This is a genomic window from Psychrobacillus syltrankelensis (genome assembly GCF_055454035.1).
Map to the genome: position 1 here is coordinate 3,154,442 of NZ_CM144227.1, position 17,644 is coordinate 3,172,085.

At 37.9% G+C, this 17,644-nt stretch carries 13 protein-coding genes, 2 rRNA genes and 1 pseudogene; 12 read left to right on the top strand and 4 right to left on the bottom strand.

Going from position 1 to position 17,644, the window contains the following annotated elements; translation table 11 throughout:
* Positions 1-59: 59 nt before the first annotated feature.
* The 3 genes from ACTSKG_RS15470 (at position 60) to ACTSKG_RS15480 (ending at position 4,476) form a co-directional block, all read left to right on the top strand.
* Positions 60-2,985 (top strand): 23S ribosomal RNA (locus ACTSKG_RS15470).
* A 57-nt stretch (positions 2,986-3,042) separates the two neighbouring features.
* Positions 3,043-3,158: ribosomal RNA gene (gene rrf, locus ACTSKG_RS15475) — 5S ribosomal RNA — on the top strand.
* A gap of 313 nt (positions 3,159-3,471) precedes the next feature.
* On the top strand, positions 3,472-4,476 hold the full coding sequence (locus ACTSKG_RS15480; protein WP_464755445.1) for a nuclease-related domain-containing protein: 1,005 nt from the start codon (positions 3,472-3,474) through the stop codon (positions 4,474-4,476).
* Positions 4,477-5,310: 834 nt separating this feature from the next.
* On the opposite strand, the gene ACTSKG_RS15485 is transcribed toward ACTSKG_RS15480, so the two are convergent.
* Positions 5,311-5,664 carry a VOC family protein gene (locus tag ACTSKG_RS15485; protein WP_464755446.1) on the bottom strand — a complete coding sequence of 118 codons (354 nt, stop codon included), beginning with the start codon at positions 5,662-5,664 and terminating at the stop codon, positions 5,311-5,313.
* 186 nt (positions 5,665-5,850) lie between these two features.
* Between ACTSKG_RS15485 and ACTSKG_RS15490 the strand changes: the two genes are divergently transcribed.
* The 4 genes from ACTSKG_RS15490 to ACTSKG_RS15505 are packed head-to-tail and all read left to right on the top strand — an operon-like array spanning position 5,851 to position 8,525.
* Positions 5,851-6,222 (top strand): GntR family transcriptional regulator, encoded by a 372-nt coding sequence (locus ACTSKG_RS15490; RefSeq protein ID WP_464758049.1) that lies wholly within the window; start codon positions 5,851-5,853, stop codon positions 6,220-6,222.
* A gap of 44 nt (positions 6,223-6,266) precedes the next feature.
* A complete protein-coding gene (locus tag ACTSKG_RS15495; protein ID WP_464758050.1) occupies positions 6,267-7,109 on the top strand; it encodes an ATP-binding cassette domain-containing protein in 843 nt (280 codons plus the stop codon).
* A complete protein-coding gene (locus tag ACTSKG_RS15500) occupies positions 7,096-7,824 on the top strand; it encodes a hypothetical protein (protein ID WP_464755447.1) in 729 nt (242 codons plus the stop codon). The genes ACTSKG_RS15495 and ACTSKG_RS15500 overlap by 14 nt, the downstream gene beginning before the upstream one ends.
* Complete coding sequence (locus tag ACTSKG_RS15505) at positions 7,821-8,525, top strand: hypothetical protein (protein WP_464755448.1); 705 nt, start codon at positions 7,821-7,823, stop codon at positions 8,523-8,525. Before ACTSKG_RS15500 ends, ACTSKG_RS15505 begins: the two co-directional genes overlap by 4 nt.
* 28 nt (positions 8,526-8,553) lie before the next feature.
* Here the strand turns inward: ACTSKG_RS15505 and ACTSKG_RS15510 are convergent, their stop codons facing one another.
* Positions 8,554-9,696, bottom strand: coding sequence for an FAD-dependent monooxygenase (locus ACTSKG_RS15510; protein WP_464755449.1), 1,143 nt, complete (start codon positions 9,694-9,696; stop codon positions 8,554-8,556).
* An 88-nt stretch (positions 9,697-9,784) separates the two neighbouring features.
* Between ACTSKG_RS15510 and ACTSKG_RS15515 the strand changes: the two genes are divergently transcribed.
* The gene (locus tag ACTSKG_RS15515; RefSeq protein ID WP_464755450.1) at positions 9,785-10,255 is read left to right on the top strand and encodes a GNAT family N-acetyltransferase; all 471 of its coding nucleotides are present in this window, start codon (positions 9,785-9,787) and stop codon (positions 10,253-10,255) included.
* 4 nt (positions 10,256-10,259) lie between these two features.
* On the opposite strand, the gene ACTSKG_RS15520 is transcribed toward ACTSKG_RS15515, so the two are convergent.
* Positions 10,260-11,243, bottom strand: a complete 984-nt coding sequence (locus ACTSKG_RS15520; RefSeq protein ID WP_464755451.1) for a PQQ-dependent sugar dehydrogenase — start codon at positions 11,241-11,243, stop codon at positions 10,260-10,262.
* 161 nt (positions 11,244-11,404) lie between these two features.
* Here ACTSKG_RS15520 and ACTSKG_RS15525 point away from each other — a divergent pair, with 161 nt between their 5' ends.
* A complete protein-coding gene (locus tag ACTSKG_RS15525) occupies positions 11,405-12,139 on the top strand; it encodes a sulfite exporter TauE/SafE family protein (protein WP_464755452.1) in 735 nt (244 codons plus the stop codon).
* Positions 12,140-12,298: 159 nt separating this feature from the next.
* Here the strand turns inward: ACTSKG_RS15525 and ACTSKG_RS15530 are convergent, their stop codons facing one another.
* Positions 12,299-14,458, bottom strand: coding sequence for a M28 family peptidase (locus tag ACTSKG_RS15530; protein WP_464755454.1), 2,160 nt, complete (start codon positions 14,456-14,458; stop codon positions 12,299-12,301).
* A 174-nt stretch (positions 14,459-14,632) separates the two neighbouring features.
* Between ACTSKG_RS15530 and ACTSKG_RS15535 the strand changes: the two are divergent.
* From ACTSKG_RS15535 to ACTSKG_RS15545, 3 genes and pseudogenes are all read left to right on the top strand, one after another.
* Positions 14,633-15,243, top strand: a pseudogene (locus ACTSKG_RS15535) (PH domain-containing protein).
* A gap of 94 nt (positions 15,244-15,337) precedes the next feature.
* The gene (locus ACTSKG_RS15540) at positions 15,338-16,528 is read left to right on the top strand and encodes a PstS family phosphate ABC transporter substrate-binding protein (RefSeq protein WP_464755455.1); all 1,191 of its coding nucleotides are present in this window, start codon (positions 15,338-15,340) and stop codon (positions 16,526-16,528) included.
* Between the two features lie 186 nt (positions 16,529-16,714).
* A complete protein-coding gene (locus ACTSKG_RS15545; protein WP_464755456.1) occupies positions 16,715-17,644 on the top strand; it encodes an AEC family transporter in 930 nt (309 codons plus the stop codon).

Genomic DNA, 17,644 nt, shown 5'->3' on the forward strand with positions numbered 1-17,644 from the left:
CGTGACTGCCTGAACGACTGAAGTTGACAACGCAATGCGCCGTGGATTGGAAGCCGAATGGTTAAGTTAATAAGGGCGCACGGTGAATGCCTTGGCACTAGGAGCCGAAGAAGGACGGCACTAACACCGATATGCTTCGGGGAGCTGTAAGTGAGCTTTGATCCGGAGATTTCCGAATGGGGAAACCCACTGTTCGTAATGGAGCAGTACATTTGCGTGAATACATAGCGCATCTGTGGCAAACCCAGGGAACTGAAACATCTAAGTACCTGGAGGAAGAGAAAGAAAAATCGATTCCCTGAGTAGCGGCGAGCGAAACGGGAAGAGCCCAAACCAAGAGGCTTGCCTCTTGGGGTTGTAGGACACTCTATATAGAGTTACAAAGGAATGAGCTAGACGAAGCGATCTGGAAAGGTCCGCAGGATAGGGTAAAAGCCCCGTAGTCAAAAGTTCATTCTCTCTTGAGTGTATCCTGAGTACGGCGGAACACGTGAAATTCCGTCGGAATCTGGGAGGACCATCTCCCAAGGCTAAATACTACCTAGTGACCGATAGTGAACCAGTACCGTGAGGGAAAGGTGAAAAGCACCCCGGAAGGGGAGTGAAATAGATCCTGAAACCGTGTGCCTACAAGTAGTCAGAGCCCGTTAATGGGTGATGGCGTGCCTTTTGTAGAATGAACCGGCGAGTTACGATTACATGCAAGGTTAAGTTGAGAAGACGGAGCCGCAGCGAAAGCGAGTCTGAATAGGGCGAATGAGTATGTGGTCGTAGACCCGAAACCAGGTGATCTACCCATGTCCAGGATGAAGGTAAGGTAACACTTACTGGAGGTCCGAACCCACGCACGTTGAAAAGTGCGGGGATGAGGTGTGGGTAGCGGAGAAATTCCAATCGAACCTGGAGATAGCTGGTTCTCTCCGAAATAGCTTTAGGGCTAGCCTCAAACGTTAGAATCTTGGAGGTAGAGCACTGTTTGGACTAGGGGCCCATCCCGGGTTACCGAATTCAGACAAACTCCGAATGCCAATGATTTATGTTTGGGAGTCAGACTGCGAGTGATAAGATCCGTAGTCAAGAGGGAAACAGCCCAGACCACCAGCTAAGGTCCCAAAGTATTTGTTAAGTGGAAAAGGATGTGGCGTTGCTTAGACAACCAGGATGTTGGCTTAGAAGCAGCCATCATTTAAAGAGTGCGTAATAGCTCACTGGTCGAGTGACGCTGCGCCGAAAATGTATCGGGGCTAAACAAATCACCGAAGCTGTGGATTGATACCTATGGTATCAGTGGTAGGAGAGCGTTCTAAGGGCGTTGAAGTCAGACCGGAAGGACTGGTGGAGCGCTTAGAAGTGAGAATGCCGGTATGAGTAGCGAAAGATGGGTGAGAATCCCATCCACCGTATGACTAAGGTTTCCTGAGGAAGGCTCGTCCGCTCAGGGTTAGTCGGGACCTAAGTCGAGGCCGATAGGCGTAGACGATGGACAACAGGTTGATATTCCTGTACCACCAAACCACCGTTTGAGTAATGGGGGACGCAGAAGGATAGGGTAAGCGTGCTGTTGGTTATGCACGTCCAAGCAGTAAGGTGTGAGTGTAGGCAAATCCGCACTCTATAACATTGAGCTGTGATGGCGAGGACTTAGTCCGAAGTTCCTGATTTCACACTGCCAAGAAAAGCCTCTAGCGAGGTGATAGGTGCCCGTACCGCAAACCGACACAGGTAGTCGAGGAGAGAATCCTAAGGTGAGCGAGAGAACTCTCGTTAAGGAACTCGGCAAAATGACCCCGTAACTTCGGGAGAAGGGGTGCTCTTTTGGGTGTATAGCCTAGAAGAGCCGCAGTGAATAGGCCCAGGCGACTGTTTAGCAAAAACACAGGTCTCTGCAAAACCGTAAGGTGAAGTATAGGGGCTGACGCCTGCCCGGTGCTGGAAGGTTAAGAGGAGTGCTTAGCGCAAGCGAAGGTGCGAATTGAAGCCCCAGTAAACGGCGGCCGTAACTATAACGGTCCTAAGGTAGCGAAATTCCTTGTCGGGTAAGTTCCGACCCGCACGAAAGGCGTAACGATCTGGGCACTGTCTCAACGAGAGACTCGGTGAAATTATAGTACCTGTGAAGATGCAGGTTACCCGCGACAGGACGGAAAGACCCCGTGGAGCTTTACTATAGCTTGATATTGAATTTTGGTGCAACTTGTACAGGATAGGCAGGAGCCTTAGAGCCCGGAGCGCCAGCTTCGGAGGAGGCGTCGGTGGGATACTGCCCTGGTTGTATTGAAATTCTAACCCATACCCGTAACCCGGGTAGGAGACAGTGTCAGGCGGGTAGTTTGACTGGGGCGGTCGCCTCCTAAAGTGTAACGGAGGCGCCCAAAGGTTCCCTCAGAATGGTTGGAAATCATTCGAAGAGTGTAAAGGCAGAAGGGAGCTTGACTGCGAGACCTACAAGTCGAGCAGGGTCGAAAGACGGGCTTAGTGATCCGGTGGTTCCGCATGGAAGGGCCATCGCTCAACGGATAAAAGCTACCCCGGGGATAACAGGCTTATCTCCCCAAGAGTCCACATCGACGGGGAGGTTTGGCACCTCGATGTCGGCTCATCGCATCCTGGGGCTGTAGTCGGTCCCAAGGGTTGGGCTGTTCGCCCATTAAAGCGGTACGCGAGCTGGGTTCAGAACGTCGTGAGACAGTTCGGTCCCTATCCGTCGTGGGCGTAGGAAATTTGAGAGGAGCTGTCCTTAGTACGAGAGGACCGGGATGGACACACCGCTGGTGTACCAGTTGTTCTGCCAAGAGCATCGCTGGGTAGCTATGTGTGGACGGGATAAGTGCTGAAAGCATCTAAGCACGAAGCCCCCCTCAAGATGAGATTTCCCATTACGCAAGTAAGTAAGATCCCTCAAAGACGATGAGGTAGATAGGTTCGGGGTGGAAGCGTGGCGACACGTGCAGCTGACGAATACTAATCGATCGAGGACTTAACCAAATAGAATTGTATTCATCAATGTCTTTTATCCAGTTTTGAGTGAACAAGCGCTCATTGTCTAGTGATGATGGCGAAGAGGTCACACCCGTTCCCATACCGAACACGGAAGTTAAGCTCTTCAGCGCCGATGGTAGTTGGGGGTTTCCCCCTGTGAGAGTAGGACGTCGCTAGGCAATATAAAAAGTCGTTATCGAGTAATCGGTAACGACTTTTTTTTGTGTTTAATTTTTTTAATTTAAATCATTTATTTTATTAAATTAGAGAATGTTAAAGAAGATAAAAAAATTCTATCTTAATACGACATTACCCGGGAAATAATTACATATATCGACTATGAATAAAAAAAATAAAATTTAGTTTTGAAGCATGATTTAGAGTTAAAAATTAATTTCTTGCTCCTTTTAATTAGCAAAATGAAATTGTCTTCTTTCTAGATAAATTTACTATTTTTACATATATGTTATTATGCAAAAAAGGAGTGATGTTTTGATTATCAAAAGGAATTCAGCCAACTACAAATATATAGGACTGCAGATGCTCTATCATCGCTTACCAAATGACCATTCAATGAAGTCAGTGATAAATTCCAATATGTTATCAACAAAAGCTGGAATTATTGGAGAAGCAGTTGTAGAAGCTATATTTGAAAAATACCAATTTCCTTATAGCTACAGAGTATTACACGATGTGAATTTAATCTCAAATGGAAAGTTTCAATTAGATACTTTGTTTATTAGTCCCTATTGTGCAGTTATTTTAGAGTGCAAGAATATTGTGGGAGAATTGAGTTTTGAAAATGAACCTCCTTGTTTAACACGAATACTGCAGAATGGTCAGAAGGATATATTTGAGAGTCCTGAAGTGCAAGTAGATCGCAATATGTATTTATTAAGAGAATGGTTAAGAGAGCGAGGGATAAGTATACCCGTTAAAGGAGTTATTGTATTTAGTAGTACTAAATCTAAAATAGTTAAACCTCCAAATCATACGGAAGTTATTTATGTATCGAGTATTCCTGTTTTACTAAGGAACTTAAAAAGACAAAAAGATTATTTATCTGTTGCTCAAATGGACTATTTGGCTGCGCAAATTGTTCAGGACAATCAAACGTATATTCCATATCCAATGTGCCCAAAGTGGGGGATTAATCCAACAGATTTGATTACTGGGGTTCAGTGTGAGAAATGTAGTAGATTTGGAATGGTACGTATTAAGAGAACTTGGTTATGTCCAGGATGTAGTTATAAAGATTTAGATGCACATATTAATTCCGTTAAAGAATGGTTTATGCTCATTGGTGACCAATTATCAAATAGTGAATGCCGAAGATTTTTGCATATTCAACAGCATCAAACCGTCACAAGAATATTACAAAGTATGGGGTTAAAAATTGTGGGTGAAGGGAAAGCAACTAAATATAAAATGAATGAAAAAATGCTATCCAGTCATAAAAGTTTCTATATGGACAGAAAAGATATTATCCGGTCATAAAATTATTTATCCGGTCACATTTTTTTCTATCCGGTCAGAAAACCTTTCTATCCGGTCACAAATGTGAAAAGCCTCTCTAAGGAGAGGCTTTTCCAGTATATTTCACTCATAATTATAGATGAAGAAAAGCAAAAATGAGTGGAAAATTGCTCTCTGGTCATAAATTTATTTATATGGACAGAAAAGAGATTATCCGGTCATAAAATTATTTATCCGGTCACATTATTATCTATCCGGTCAGAAAACCTTTCTATCCGGTCACAAATGTGAAAAGCCTCTCTAAGGAGGGGCTTTTCTATTATATTTCACTCATAATTGTAAATAAAATGAGTGGAAAATTGCTCTCCGGTCATAAATTTATTTATATGGACAGAAAAGAGATTATCCGGTCACATTATTATCTATGCGGTCAGAAAAACTTTCTATCCGGTCACAAATGTGAAAAGTCTCTCTAAGGAGTGGCTTTTCCATCATATTTCACTCATAAATTGTAAATAAAATGAGTAGAAAATTGCTTTCCGGTCATAAAAAATTTTATATGGACAGAAAAGATGTTATCCGGTCATAAAATTATTTATCCGGTCACATTTTTTTCTATCCGGTCACAAATGTGAAAAGCCTCTCTAAGGAGGGGCTTTTCTATTATATTTCACTCATAATTGTAAATAAAATGAGTGGAAAATTGCTCTCCGGTCATAAATTTATTTATATGGACAGAAAAGAGATTATCCGGTCATAAAATTATTTATCCGGTCACATTATTTTCTATCCGCTCAGAAAAACTTTCTATCCGGTCACAAATGCAAAAAGCCCCTCCAAGGAGGGGCTACTACATCATATTTCACTCATTAATGCATGGGTATTGCCTTCTGTGTCATTAAAGAAAACCATCCATGTTTCGGTGTCACCCATCTTTGCAACCATATGTGGTTCGTCAATGAATACTGCTCCTGATTCTTTCATTCGTCCAACTTCTTTATGCAAATCATCCACTTTAAAATATAGCACTGAGCTTTTGTGGTCGAATTCTGCTGTTTCAGGTCTACTTAATAATAACCTCGTATCTTCACATTGAAAGAATGCTAAACCATCCATTTCAAATAACAAAGGTAATCCGATTACATCCTTATAAAATACTACAGCACGTTCTACATTATCTACATTTACTGCAACTTGACCTAATTTCATCTTTATAACCTCCATCTCTCTTCTATTTAATATTCTATATTCTTTTCAACAATCCTTTCTAGTATAAAAATTAATTCATATATAATAGGTTTTAATTGTAAAAATAAATTAGACATTTCTACATTTTTACTTTATACTACATTACAACACTAATGTACTGACTTGTATGGAAGAGAGATGAACAAATTGAATCTAAATGCAGATAGTACGAAGCCTATCTATATTCAAATTTCCGAATGGATTGAGAATGAAATAATTGCTGATCGTTTTCTAGACGACGAGAAAGTATATTCTCAATATCAATTAGCGGATCTTTTTAATATTAATCCAGCTACAGCAGGTAAAGGCCTGACGATACTCGTGGAAGAACAAATTTTATATAAGAAAAGGGGACTTGGAATGTTCGTAAAACCAGAAGCGAAAATAAAAATTCTGGAAAAACGACGTAGTGAGACACTAACACAAATGGCGTTAGAATTAGTGTTAGAAGCACAAAGGTTATTTGTGTCGGAAGAGGAACTTATCCAACTTATCCAAAATGTGAGGAGGAACAATTGATGAATGTTATTGAATGTCAAAAATTAAAAAAGCGTTATAAGCGAATGCATGCACTTGAAGATATAACATTTCAATTAGAAGAACATAAAATAACTGGATTGATAGGTCGCAATGGTGCTGGCAAAACGACTTTATTAAAAATACTAGCTGGATTTATTAAAGAAAGTGCTGGAGAAGTGAAAGTATTTTCTAACAAACCATTTAATAATTTATGTGTATCAGCGAACAGTATTTTAGTAGACGACCAAATGAGTTTTCCAGATTCATTGACACTGGCAGAAATTTTAGAAATTGGTCCCAGTTTCTATGCTAAATGGGATTCGGAGCTTGCTTCACGATTATTTAATTATTTTAATTTGGACTCTAAACAAAAGCATTCGAAACTATCCAAAGGAACTCAAGCAACGTTCAATATGATTTTTGGATTAGCAACACGATGTGAGCTAACGATGTTTGATGAACCTACTAATGGAATGGATGAAGCAATTCGATCCGATTTTTACCGCGCATTACTAAAAGAATATATAGCTTATCCTCGCTCTATTCTGATTTCTAGTCATCATTTAGCAGAAATAGAACATTTGTTAGAAGATATTCTTCTTATCCATAAAGGGAAAGTTGTATTTCATAAATCAATTGATGAAGTAAAGGAATATGCCCTTGGAGTTCAAGGTCCTACTGAAGTATTAGAAAAGTGGGTAGCAGAAAAAGACATTCTTCATAAGAAACAGTTAGATGGTAATCTTCAATATGCAGTTGTTATAAACGAAAAGCATATTAAATCAGGGCATGTGGATGGTTTGGCTATCCAGTCTGTATCCGCGAGTGATATTTGTATGTATGTGACGAGTGAAACGAAGGGAGGAATCGATAATGTTTTTAAGTAATAGCACATTAAAAGAAGTGGTTAAGGCACAGGTAAAGTTCAAAATGAATGCATACAGTGGTGCAATTTTATCACTTATTTTAATACAGCTTGTGGGGCTTTTTCTATCTATAAATGGAAGTGGTTCGTTGGGAACTACTTTGAATAATAGTAACATTGATGTAATTTTAATCTCAAATGATCTTGTTTTTGCTTTTGTTGCAGTATGGGCACTTTTTGTTGGATATTTAATAACAACAAAAGCCTATAGATACGATGATTTTTCGTTTGTAGCAACCCGCTTGAGCAGCAATTTAGCGAACATCATTATACTTAGCATGATGAGTATTTTCGCTGCAGTAACGACCTTTTTATCCAACTATTTATTACGAGTAATACTTCTACTATTTGGAAGTGTGGATTATATGAAAAGTCCTGGAATTTTAGATGATCCATTTAGTTCTATACTTAATATTATTATAATGATGCTCCTAATTCTAACTATTGCAGCAGGTGGATATTTAGGAGGAATGCTTGTTCAGAATAGTAAAGTATTTATCTTCTTTTTGCCTGTTTTCATATTAGCTATACCGATTACAAAGTTTGGTCAAACAGTTATTCAATACATTTTTGTAAATGACTCTATGTTTATTTTGATTGTGAAGATAATTTTTCTACCATTTATTTTCTTTGCTCTAGCCATTGTAAGCTCTAATCGATTGGGGGTAAGAGGATGAGTGTTTTAAATACTTCAACTACTATCATTTTTGTTCTTATTACATTTGTTATTAGTTCGTTTATTTTCCGTGGGATTATGCGCTCATTGAAGCATATAGGATGGAATCAACGGCGTAGTAGATGGATTATTGTTGCTTATGTAAGTATTCTTTTATTAGCTGTGGTAGTATATGAATTTATTCCGTTTAATGGAGACGAATTGGTTACACAAAAAGAGTTTCAAAAGCTTGAAGATGAAAATCAAGCATTTGACCAAGCTTTCAGAAATAATGAAGTAAGCAAATTAGATTCGAAGTTTTTAGTAGAGGAATGGTCAAAGGAATTAAATGGAGATACACTTAATATAGTTTCTCCAAGTTCTGATCATCCAGTAGCGAAAGTATATGTAGATTGGGCGGATTCAAAGGAGAAGTTAGTGGAGGGGAAAGTGTATCGAACAAATTTAAATATGTATGGGATTGATTTAAAAGAGAAAATACCATTATGCCAATTAGGATGGGTAGGAGATGAACTCCTTATACAAGAGCCAGCTGAAAAGGAGCTTAAATTTTATAGATTTTCAAATCAATTAGCAGCTCTTTCAATAGATGACCTTTTTCAGAGGTATGAATATGGGAGAGCGTCTGGCGATACTTATATTTACTTGAAAGTACCAAAGCATATCAATGTAGTGGATGAAATGGGATTCCAGTTATACTAATAAAAAAGTGTCCTCCTAAGAGGGCACTTTACTTCATTTTCACATCAAACAAAAATTTCAACCTACGCAATAGTACCTTGGAAGGGATGAAAGGAAATAAAAAATCACGAGCGTTAGCGAGTACGTGTGAATCGAGTTGTGCTACTGCTCCAATTTGCCGAGATAATTTAATCACTTTTGCAGTGCGTGCTACTCGATTTTCTTCGTAAAAGGCTAATACTTGTACCATGTCTTCAAAATGTTTAAAGCCATTTCCAAGGACAATGGCATCTTCAATTGCTTGCCCAGCACCCTGTCCCATATTTGGTGTAGTTGCATGGGCAGCATCTCCAAGTAATATAACTCTACCATAAACAAATTGTCGAAGGGCTTTGATATCCGAAATATCATGGTGTAGAATATGGGCAACTCGTGTATCGCTTATTATTTCTGGAACGGCTTTAGGAAAATGGTTAAATAAATTGGCGATTTCGTGTTTTTCAAGATTTTGATAAAAAGGATCTCTTTCTTTTGCATTGATACAAGCAAACCAATATACTAGTCCATTTTTCATTGGTGCCATTCCGAAACGGCCGGCGGGAGACCATAACTCTGTCGATGTAAATTCGTCTACTCGTCCTTTACTTTCCGTGATTCCCCGCCAGCATGTATATCCAGCATAGCGTGGTTCTGAGTCAGGTATTAGTTTTTTTCGAATAGTGGAGTGAATCCCATCGGCAGCGATAAGCAAGTCAGAAGTTATTTCGGTTCCATCTTCAAAATAAGCAGTAACTTTTTCTTCATTTTGATCGACATGTACACATTTTTTATTGTACTGAATTGTATTTGGTTCTAAGACATCTAGAAGAGTGCGATGTAAATCTGCCCGATGAATTGTAATATTTTCTTTACCAAATTGTTCTTTTAGAACACTGAAATTGATAGTATTTAACGTTTCACCTTTTGCGTTTAGGAAAGATTGAGTATGAAGGACATTGCCATTTGCAAAGACTTTTTCACTAATACCAATTTCTACTAAAGCTTGCATTGCGTTTGACCCAATTCCAATACCTGCGCCGACCGGTTGAAAGGAGGAGGTTGCCTCGTAAACTTGTACGGAAAATCCATGTTTTTGTAAAGTAACCGCGGCGCAAAGACCACCAATTCCCCCTCCAATAATAGTAATTTGCATTGTACCAACACCTCCATTAATAGTTTTGCAAACTCCCTTAGAAATTTTTATGTTATGCTAATAAAAAATTAGAAAAGGGGGAGTATTCATGATTACCCTTGAACCATATGAAATGAAATATCGAGCTGCTTTAGAGAATTATCCACTTTCAGAGGAGCACTTATCCTTCACAGCACATCCACTTGAACTATTGGATCGGAGTGAAAGCACATCCACTTATTCGCCAATTGTTATATTACAAAAAGGAAAAGTTGCTGGTTTTTTCGTGCTCGATTCAGGCAAAGATAAATTCAATTATACGGATAAACTAGAGAGCATTTTACTGAGAGGTTATTCTGTTCACCCTTCTTATCAAGGGAATGGAATTGCAAAAAAATCGATGGGCTTACTTCGTGAATATACAAAAGAAAAATTTCCACAAGTCAGCCAGATTGTACTTGGTGTTAACGAAGCTAATAAGGCAGCGCAATCCGTTTATCTTAAGTCAGGATTTATCGATCAAGGTAAGCGATTTAATGGAAGATCAGGTGTGCAAATCGCAATGTGCTTGAAGTTATAGCAAGTTACTCTTTCAAGCGATACAGTATATCATCATCGTTATTAGGTGATCCTCGACCATCCGTGTTATTTGTCACAAAGTAGATGTATTCTTCATCAGAGAATATATCTCGTACACGTCCAAAACCAGTAATGGAACGCTCTACATCTCCAGTTGATACATTCATTACTTTGATCGCTTCGCCCCGTAGGGAGGCTACATATAATTTTCCTTTGTGAAATGTAATACCTGATGGTGCCCATGTATCGCTATCACCGGAAGTAATAATAGGTGATTCCAATCCAGCTTTTGTTTCAGTCCCTTGGATAATTGGATAGCCATAATTTTTACCTTGTTCTATTCGATTGATTTCACCATTTGCAGATTGTCCATGTTCGGCCTCGTAAAGTGTTCCATCCTCATCCCAAGCTAGTCCTTGTGGATTACGATGTCCAGTAGTATAGATTTCGAATGTTCCATCTTTCTTCATTCGTAGTATCTTCCCGTTAAGCGATGTAGTAGATTGTGCATTAGATGGATTTCCTGCATCACCAATCGTGACATATAAGTAGCCATCCGGTCCGATTTTAAGCCTGCCACCGTGATGAATATTACCTGTAGGTATACTGTCTAGATGAATGGCAATTTCCTTCCAGACATCGTTTTCTTGTCTAATAGTTACTACTCGATTGAAAGATTCCCCGTTCTGATCGTATGTGTAATAAGCGAATGCCTCACGTGAATCTCCAAAATCATTCTTCAAAACAAAACCGAGTAGACCGGATTCTGAAGCATTTGATAAATCATTAGTAAGCTTCACTTCTTTACGAATAACTTTTCCATCACTTTTAGTTTCTGCTATAGTGCCCACTCGTTCAGATATATAAAAAGAATCTCCATGTTTATTTATGGACCAAGGAATATCTAAATTTGACGCGACTTTTTCGGACTTTATATTTTCATTTGTACAACCGAATAAAACAAATGACAAGAGTAATAATCTTTTCATCTGAATCCCTCCTATATTAGTCTTCCCCTTTCTTGATAGTTTTTCCTTCTAAAGGTAATAAGTTTTCCAAATGTCAAACGATAAATACTATTGAATTTACTTATCATAAATGGAGAGGTATGCTAAATCTACATCAGTAAGAATGGAAAGAAGGCTTTATTATGGAATTCATCCTCTTTTTTATTGTCGGAGTTGTAGGCAATGTCGTCGGCACACTAGTCGGAGGCGGAGGACTCATTAGTTTACCAACGATGCTACTTATGGGGCTACCCGTACACTCAGCAATTGGTGCAAACAAAGTATCCAATACAGTTAGCTCGCTATCTAGCTTCCTCGTTATTTTTAAACAGAAAGAAATCTCCGTTAAAGAGGCACTGTCTGTGCTAGTATTTTGCTTAGGGGGAGGGGTTTTAGGTGGTTTAGTTGCCTCTTTCTTGAGTGGAAATACGTTAACTATAATCGCTATAGTATTATTAAGTTTCGCATTTATCACATCCTTTATGGGAAAAGGGAACTTCGAAGGAACTGAGTCGTTTCGTTTAAATAAAAAAATGATACCTGCACTACTTGGAATAGGTATGTACGACGGAATGTTTGGACCGGGGAGCAGCACCTTAGCGCTCTACTTATATGCGAGTCAAAAAATCGCCTATATTCGAGCAGTTGGATTAGCAAGAATCGGTGTTTTTGCTAGTTGTTTTGGGGCTTCCATTACGTATATTTCGACAGGTAAAATTATTTGGCCACTTACTATCGCTCTTATGCTCGGTGCTATTATAGGCGCACAGCTAGGGGTGAGACTAGCTCGCAAATTAAAATCAGAACAAGTGAAGCCACTTCTTAGAATAGTAACTGTTCTATTAATTGTTCAAATTTTGGTGGATTATTTGAAGTAATAACGCTGGGAGAATTTAAACTAATTAGGAGAGGTTTACTCTATAAGAGTTAAGTCTACGAGAATTTGAAAATGTACTGAAATTAATGCTCTTACAAAATAAAACAAAAAGCTGTCCCAAGATCAAAATAACACTTAGGACAGCTCAATATGCTTGTAATTATTTTAATTCGTCTAACATCTCACTTAGTTTGTTTACGCTAGCTGCTTCCTCGTCCACTGTTGTTTTCAACAGTTCTTTTTGTCTTACTAATGCTTCATTTAAAGTTTGAATCTCAGATGTAACATCCACACCAGTTTGTTCTCTTTTTTCCTTCAATGAATTAATCGTGTCAAATAAATCTTCGTGCCCCATAATTCTATCCGCGCCCCACATAAGTTTTTCTTTTGGAGCTTTTAGGACATAGTCTGTAAAATAGTTGTATACTTCTTTATCGAAGTAAAATGCATACCAGTTGTTATCAATTTTCCATAAGTAATCGTCAAGTGCGGTAGCGATATGGCTTTTTTCCAATGCACTTATTGATAATGATAAATTATCTATATTATTTTGTGCATGTTCGTAAGGGAAAATTGGTTCGTCTTCCCAAGTTAAACGAACAAATTGATCTTCTGCATATTTAAATGCAGCAAGTAATCCACTATTCAACTCACGACTTTCATTATATAGCTTGTTAGCTGTCTCAGTGTTGCCTTTAGTTAAAGCAGCTAAGTAATCTTCATTCACTTTCGTAACTTTTGCATTTACTTTTTCAGCAGTTGCAATTGCGCTGTCAATATTACTAACTAATTTGTCCGGGGATACATCAGCTTGTTTAAACACATCAGTATTAATTTCTTCTTTCATTGCGTTTAAACGATTGGTGAAATCAAGTGGAACGACAGCAGTTTCATCATAATGCATTGCAAGTAAACCATATAAATTTAAATGGAACTTATATGCATTCATATTATAAGGTCCTTCATTATCAAATTGGGAATGATAATGAGAGTGCATAAACTCGCTATCTTGGAAATCATTACGAAGCGCAGGAACACCCGCGAGACCAAATGAGAAATCATCTGACCAAGTACGTAGCGGAGAAACGATCGAAATACCGTCTTTATATACACCATCAACGCTTGGTACTGTCTTTGAAAACTGAGTTAAATAATTATTTAACTCATAAACGGAACGAATTTCATCTTGTGTTGTATGTTCATATGCAGGAAGTTCGAAGTTCATATTAGCAAAGGCTTTTCCAACCCATTCAGGATGAACTTTGAAAATTTGATTGTATGCGCCAGTTGACCAGTCGTAACGAGAGTTTGAAACACCCCATTCTTCTGCAGCTAGTGCATTGAAAATAATCGTTTTTTCCGGTTGGTAACCGCTATCGACTAATCCTTTTGCTACTCCCATTAATAATCCAATTGCTGCGTTATCATCTTCAAAACCAGAAAAATAGGAATCGTAATGGGCTGATAAGATGATATATGATGCCGGGTCTTTCCCGATAATTTTACCGTAGTAGTTATACGATTTGCCATCCATTTTCACGGTAGATTTTGCATCGAACTTCACTGAAAGCTTATTTTTACTAGCTTCAAGTGCTTTCTTTAAACTATTTGCGTCCGTTTGGGACATTGAAAATGCAGGTGCATCGTCTGGTCCACATATGTCTTGTGCATTTAATGCATCTGGGTCAACTTCCGCATAGCCAGCTTCTTGAACAGCGATTACAGCAGCTGCCCCTTTTAAATGGGCTTGATATGCTGGGTAGTTAATCCACCATTCTTCGCGTTGGTTAATATCTATTAAAACCAGCTTGCCTTTAACATCCAATCCAGCAAGGTCATCTGCTGTTGCTTTTCCAGCGTAGACTACATCTAGTTCCTTCACCCCGTTTGTATCGAAATTAACTTGGTATCCACCTAAAACGGCAAGGTGCTCTTTGCCATTTTCATCTGTAAAAGTTAAATCGGCTTTTTCGAATTCCCATGTGTCCACTTTGAACTCATCTTTTGTAACTTCGGAAAGTCCGATTTTCTTCATTTCATTTCCAATTTTTTCGCCGGTTTTCAATTCTGCTTGTGATCCAGCAGTGCGATAACCTAGTTTTTCATTGGATTTAAATTCTTCTAGACTTTTTGTGAAATTATATGCATAGTCCACATCTACTGCAGAAAGATAATTGCTGTTTGCATCTCCAACAGAAATGACTTTTTCATCTGGGGCATTTTCTTTATTCACATTTGTAGACTCTTCTTTTGGGGTACACGCCACTAATGACATTCCGACTAGCATAGTCATAGTTAGGCTGATCATTAACTTCTTCATTTGTCACATTCCTTTTTTATTATTTTAGAACTAGATAATTAAACGACAAATAAAAGACAAAGGCAATATTATTTTAAAATAATAAATAACTATTTATAGTAATCATTTCCCTAAATAGATAAGAGTAAACTATGATAATTTTAAAATTAGAGTGAAATAGAGGAGGAGCAGCGAATGTTAAAAAAATTTGCTTCAGACGCATTAGGATTATCAGATATCGGAGTTGTAGTACCAAAATCAGACTTTGACAAAACAGAGGCAGATGATTTTGTAATGCACTAAATCGGGGAAGTCATCTACTTTCTTATCAAAACAAAAGCAGATGAGTACTGCTTCACAAATAAAGCACTTATTCATGTTGATGGTAAAAACGCAATTAGCAAGAAAAGAATGCTCAGAAGATACGATTATGTTTATCATCCAATCACAGACGTTTCACTTGAAACTGCAGGAACTATTGACCTAGACGTTGAAATCAAATTCACAATAGGTAATATTCCGTTATCAATTGATATACACAAAAAGTTCGCAACGGAAATAAAAGATCAAAAGTAATTCACGCTATTTCTATGGAAATGAAAGAGAATGCAAAGAAATACGATATTGCTCAAAACAGCTTAAACTATGCAGCACAATCCATTGGTAAAATTGAAAGTCGTGAAGTGACACCAGCTAGTTCATTCGAAGAAATCACACGATTTGCAACAGATTGGATGATAGACCAAAAACATAAATATGTAAAAAAGGATTTTGCCGATTTATTCGAATTGTATATTAATCAATAAACTAGAAGGGCTACTAACGGAAAGTTAGGAGCTCTTCTTAATATACAGGGATTTTCGACTTATTTGTAGAATATACGGATAAGGGGAGATTTTGTTGGAAAAAGAGTCGCTAATTGCACCAGTTTTATATGCCATTTTCGTTCTTTTTGGAATTTATTTCTTTACTATTGTGTTTCTATATATGGTGCCGTTAACTGTAAAAACCAATTATGTAGCCCTAATTCTTACAACAGTAGTTGTTTTATATGTGCTTTATGTATTAAACCTTTTTCATTTTTTTAAGTCAAAAAAGCGCAAGATTGTATACACCTGTCTTGCAGGAATAGCTATTTTAGTTAGTTCAATTTCACAGATACAGGATGTATATAATAACTGGAACCCTTCGATAAATGCTGCAGAAAATATTTACGAGTACCAGCCATTTACAGATTCAAGTGAGGTCGCCCGGTTAGAAGGTAATTCCAATTTTCATCTGAAGAAGGATTTGCCAAGAATGGACGGAGCAACAGCGCTATATCCTTTATACTCTGCATTTGTTCAGGCAACATACCCACAAAAGGACTATGATCCGTCTAACAGTGAAGTGATGGTTAATACAACGCCAGATGCATATAACAATTTGATCTTTGGAAATGCTGAGATGATTTTTGTAACAGCGCCATCCAAATCGCAACTTTCTTTTGCAAAGCAATGGGGGGTTGATCTGAAAATAACCCCGATTGGTCGAGAAGCATTTGTCTTTTTTGTCAATCAGAACAATGACATTAATGGATTGACAATGGGGCAAATAAAAGATATCTATTCAGGCAAGCTAACCAACTGGCAAGAAGTCGAAGGGGGTAACAATCCGATTCGTGCCTACCATCGACCTCTGGATAGTGGAAGCAAGTCCGCATTAGAGAAATTAATGGAAGATATGCCGATTATGGAACGACCATCGAAGGATTTTGTTACTGGAATGAGTGGCATTACTAATGAGGTATCTCAGTATAAAAAGTACAAAAAATATAATACCTACAAAAACTTTAAAAATGCTATTGGCTATTCATTTCGATACTATTCTACAAAAATGGAGAATAACAACCAAATAAAACTATTAGAAATAGATGGAGTGGCACCAACAAAAGAAACAATTCAATCTGGTTCGTATCCACTTGTATCAGAGCTCTGCATCGTGACAGCAGGAACAGAAAATCCGAATGTGGAGAACCTGATTAAATGGATTTTGTCACCACAAGGTCAAAGGTTAGTTGAAGAAACTGGTTACGTGTCTATTAGTGAATGATTTGAGCTCCTAGCATAATTGTTAGGAGCTCGTTTATATTTAAATAGCAAAAACGTTTACCTCATTGCCAGTTTATGGACAAAATATTACAGGTGCCTGGCACCTGTAATAAATTTTTTTGATTATAGCAGAAAATTACAAACAGTGCGATAATATGTTTGGATATGTTGGAAAGGAGCAACTCGGGTGGTTTATTTAGGTATGGTGTTTTTTCAGGTAGTTGCCCCCATTCTGATTATGCTTGGGATAGGGGCAGCTCTTCAGTTAAAGTTTCAATTTAATTTGAAGGCGTTGTCGAATTTAATCACATATTGTTTAATGCCTGCAGCAGTTTTTATTAATATTTATGAAACGAAGGTGAATGGAGATATATTAGGTGAGATTGTATTTTACTTAATAGTTTTCAGTATTTGTTTGATGATATTGAGTTCAATTGTTAGTAAATTACTTAAGTTAAATAGAAATCAATCTGCTATCTATAAGAATAGTATTGTGCTGATTAACTCAGGTAATTACGGGATTCCTGTTAGTCAGATGCTGTTCTCTGCCAATCCTCTTGGTATCTCCATTCAAATAATTGTCGTGATTTTCCAGAATATAATAACGTATACATATGGGTTATATAATCTAATTTCTTCCACAAAGTCCGGATTGGATATTTTGCGTAGCTTACTTCGAATGCCAATTGTTCATGCTTTAATACTCGGAGCAGTAATGAATTTCTGGAATTTTGGTATTCCAATTTTTTTACGTATACCTATCGATTACTTGGCAAATGCGTTTATTTCAATTGCGCTGATTACTTTAGGTGCCCAGTTAGCTCAACTCGATATTAAAACGATATTTAATAAGGTCATTCTAACAAGCACGGTTGGAAGATTACTCTTAAGTCCAGCACTTGCACTAAGTTTAATACTACTAATGGACATTGAGGGGATAGTAGCGCAATCCTTATTTATCGCTAGCGCATTCCCAACTTCCCGCAATAGCTCAACACTTGCACTGGAATATGATGTAGAGCCAAATTTAGCAGCACAAATTGTTTTATTTTCAACGATTGTTAGCTGTATTACGGTAACAATTGTAATTTTTATATCAAAAGTTTTGTGGGGGTAA

Excerpts from the sequence above, each read along its gene's own strand:
- ACTSKG_RS15520 (WP_464755451.1), bottom strand. The coding sequence starts at position 11,243 with ATGAAAAGATTATTACTCTTGTCATTTGTTTTATTCGGTTGTACAAAT.
- ACTSKG_RS15495 (WP_464758050.1), top strand. The coding sequence starts at position 6,267 with ATGCATGCACTTGAAGATATAACATTTCAATTAGAAGAACATAAAATA.
- ACTSKG_RS15510 (WP_464755449.1), bottom strand. The coding sequence starts at position 9,696 with ATGCAAATTACTATTATTGGAGGGGGAATTGGTGGTCTTTGCGCCGCG.
- ACTSKG_RS15500 (WP_464755447.1), top strand. The coding sequence starts at position 7,096 with ATGTTTTTAAGTAATAGCACATTAAAAGAAGTGGTTAAGGCACAGGTA.
- ACTSKG_RS15515 (WP_464755450.1), top strand. The coding sequence starts at position 9,785 with ATGATTACCCTTGAACCATATGAAATGAAATATCGAGCTGCTTTAGAG.
- ACTSKG_RS15505 (WP_464755448.1), top strand. The coding sequence starts at position 7,821 with ATGAGTGTTTTAAATACTTCAACTACTATCATTTTTGTTCTTATTACA.
- ACTSKG_RS15530 (WP_464755454.1), bottom strand. The coding sequence starts at position 14,458 with ATGAAGAAGTTAATGATCAGCCTAACTATGACTATGCTAGTCGGAATG.
- ACTSKG_RS15485 (WP_464755446.1), bottom strand. The coding sequence starts at position 5,664 with ATGAAATTAGGTCAAGTTGCAGTAAATGTAGATAATGTAGAACGTGCT.
- ACTSKG_RS15525 (WP_464755452.1), top strand. The coding sequence starts at position 11,405 with ATGGAATTCATCCTCTTTTTTATTGTCGGAGTTGTAGGCAATGTCGTC.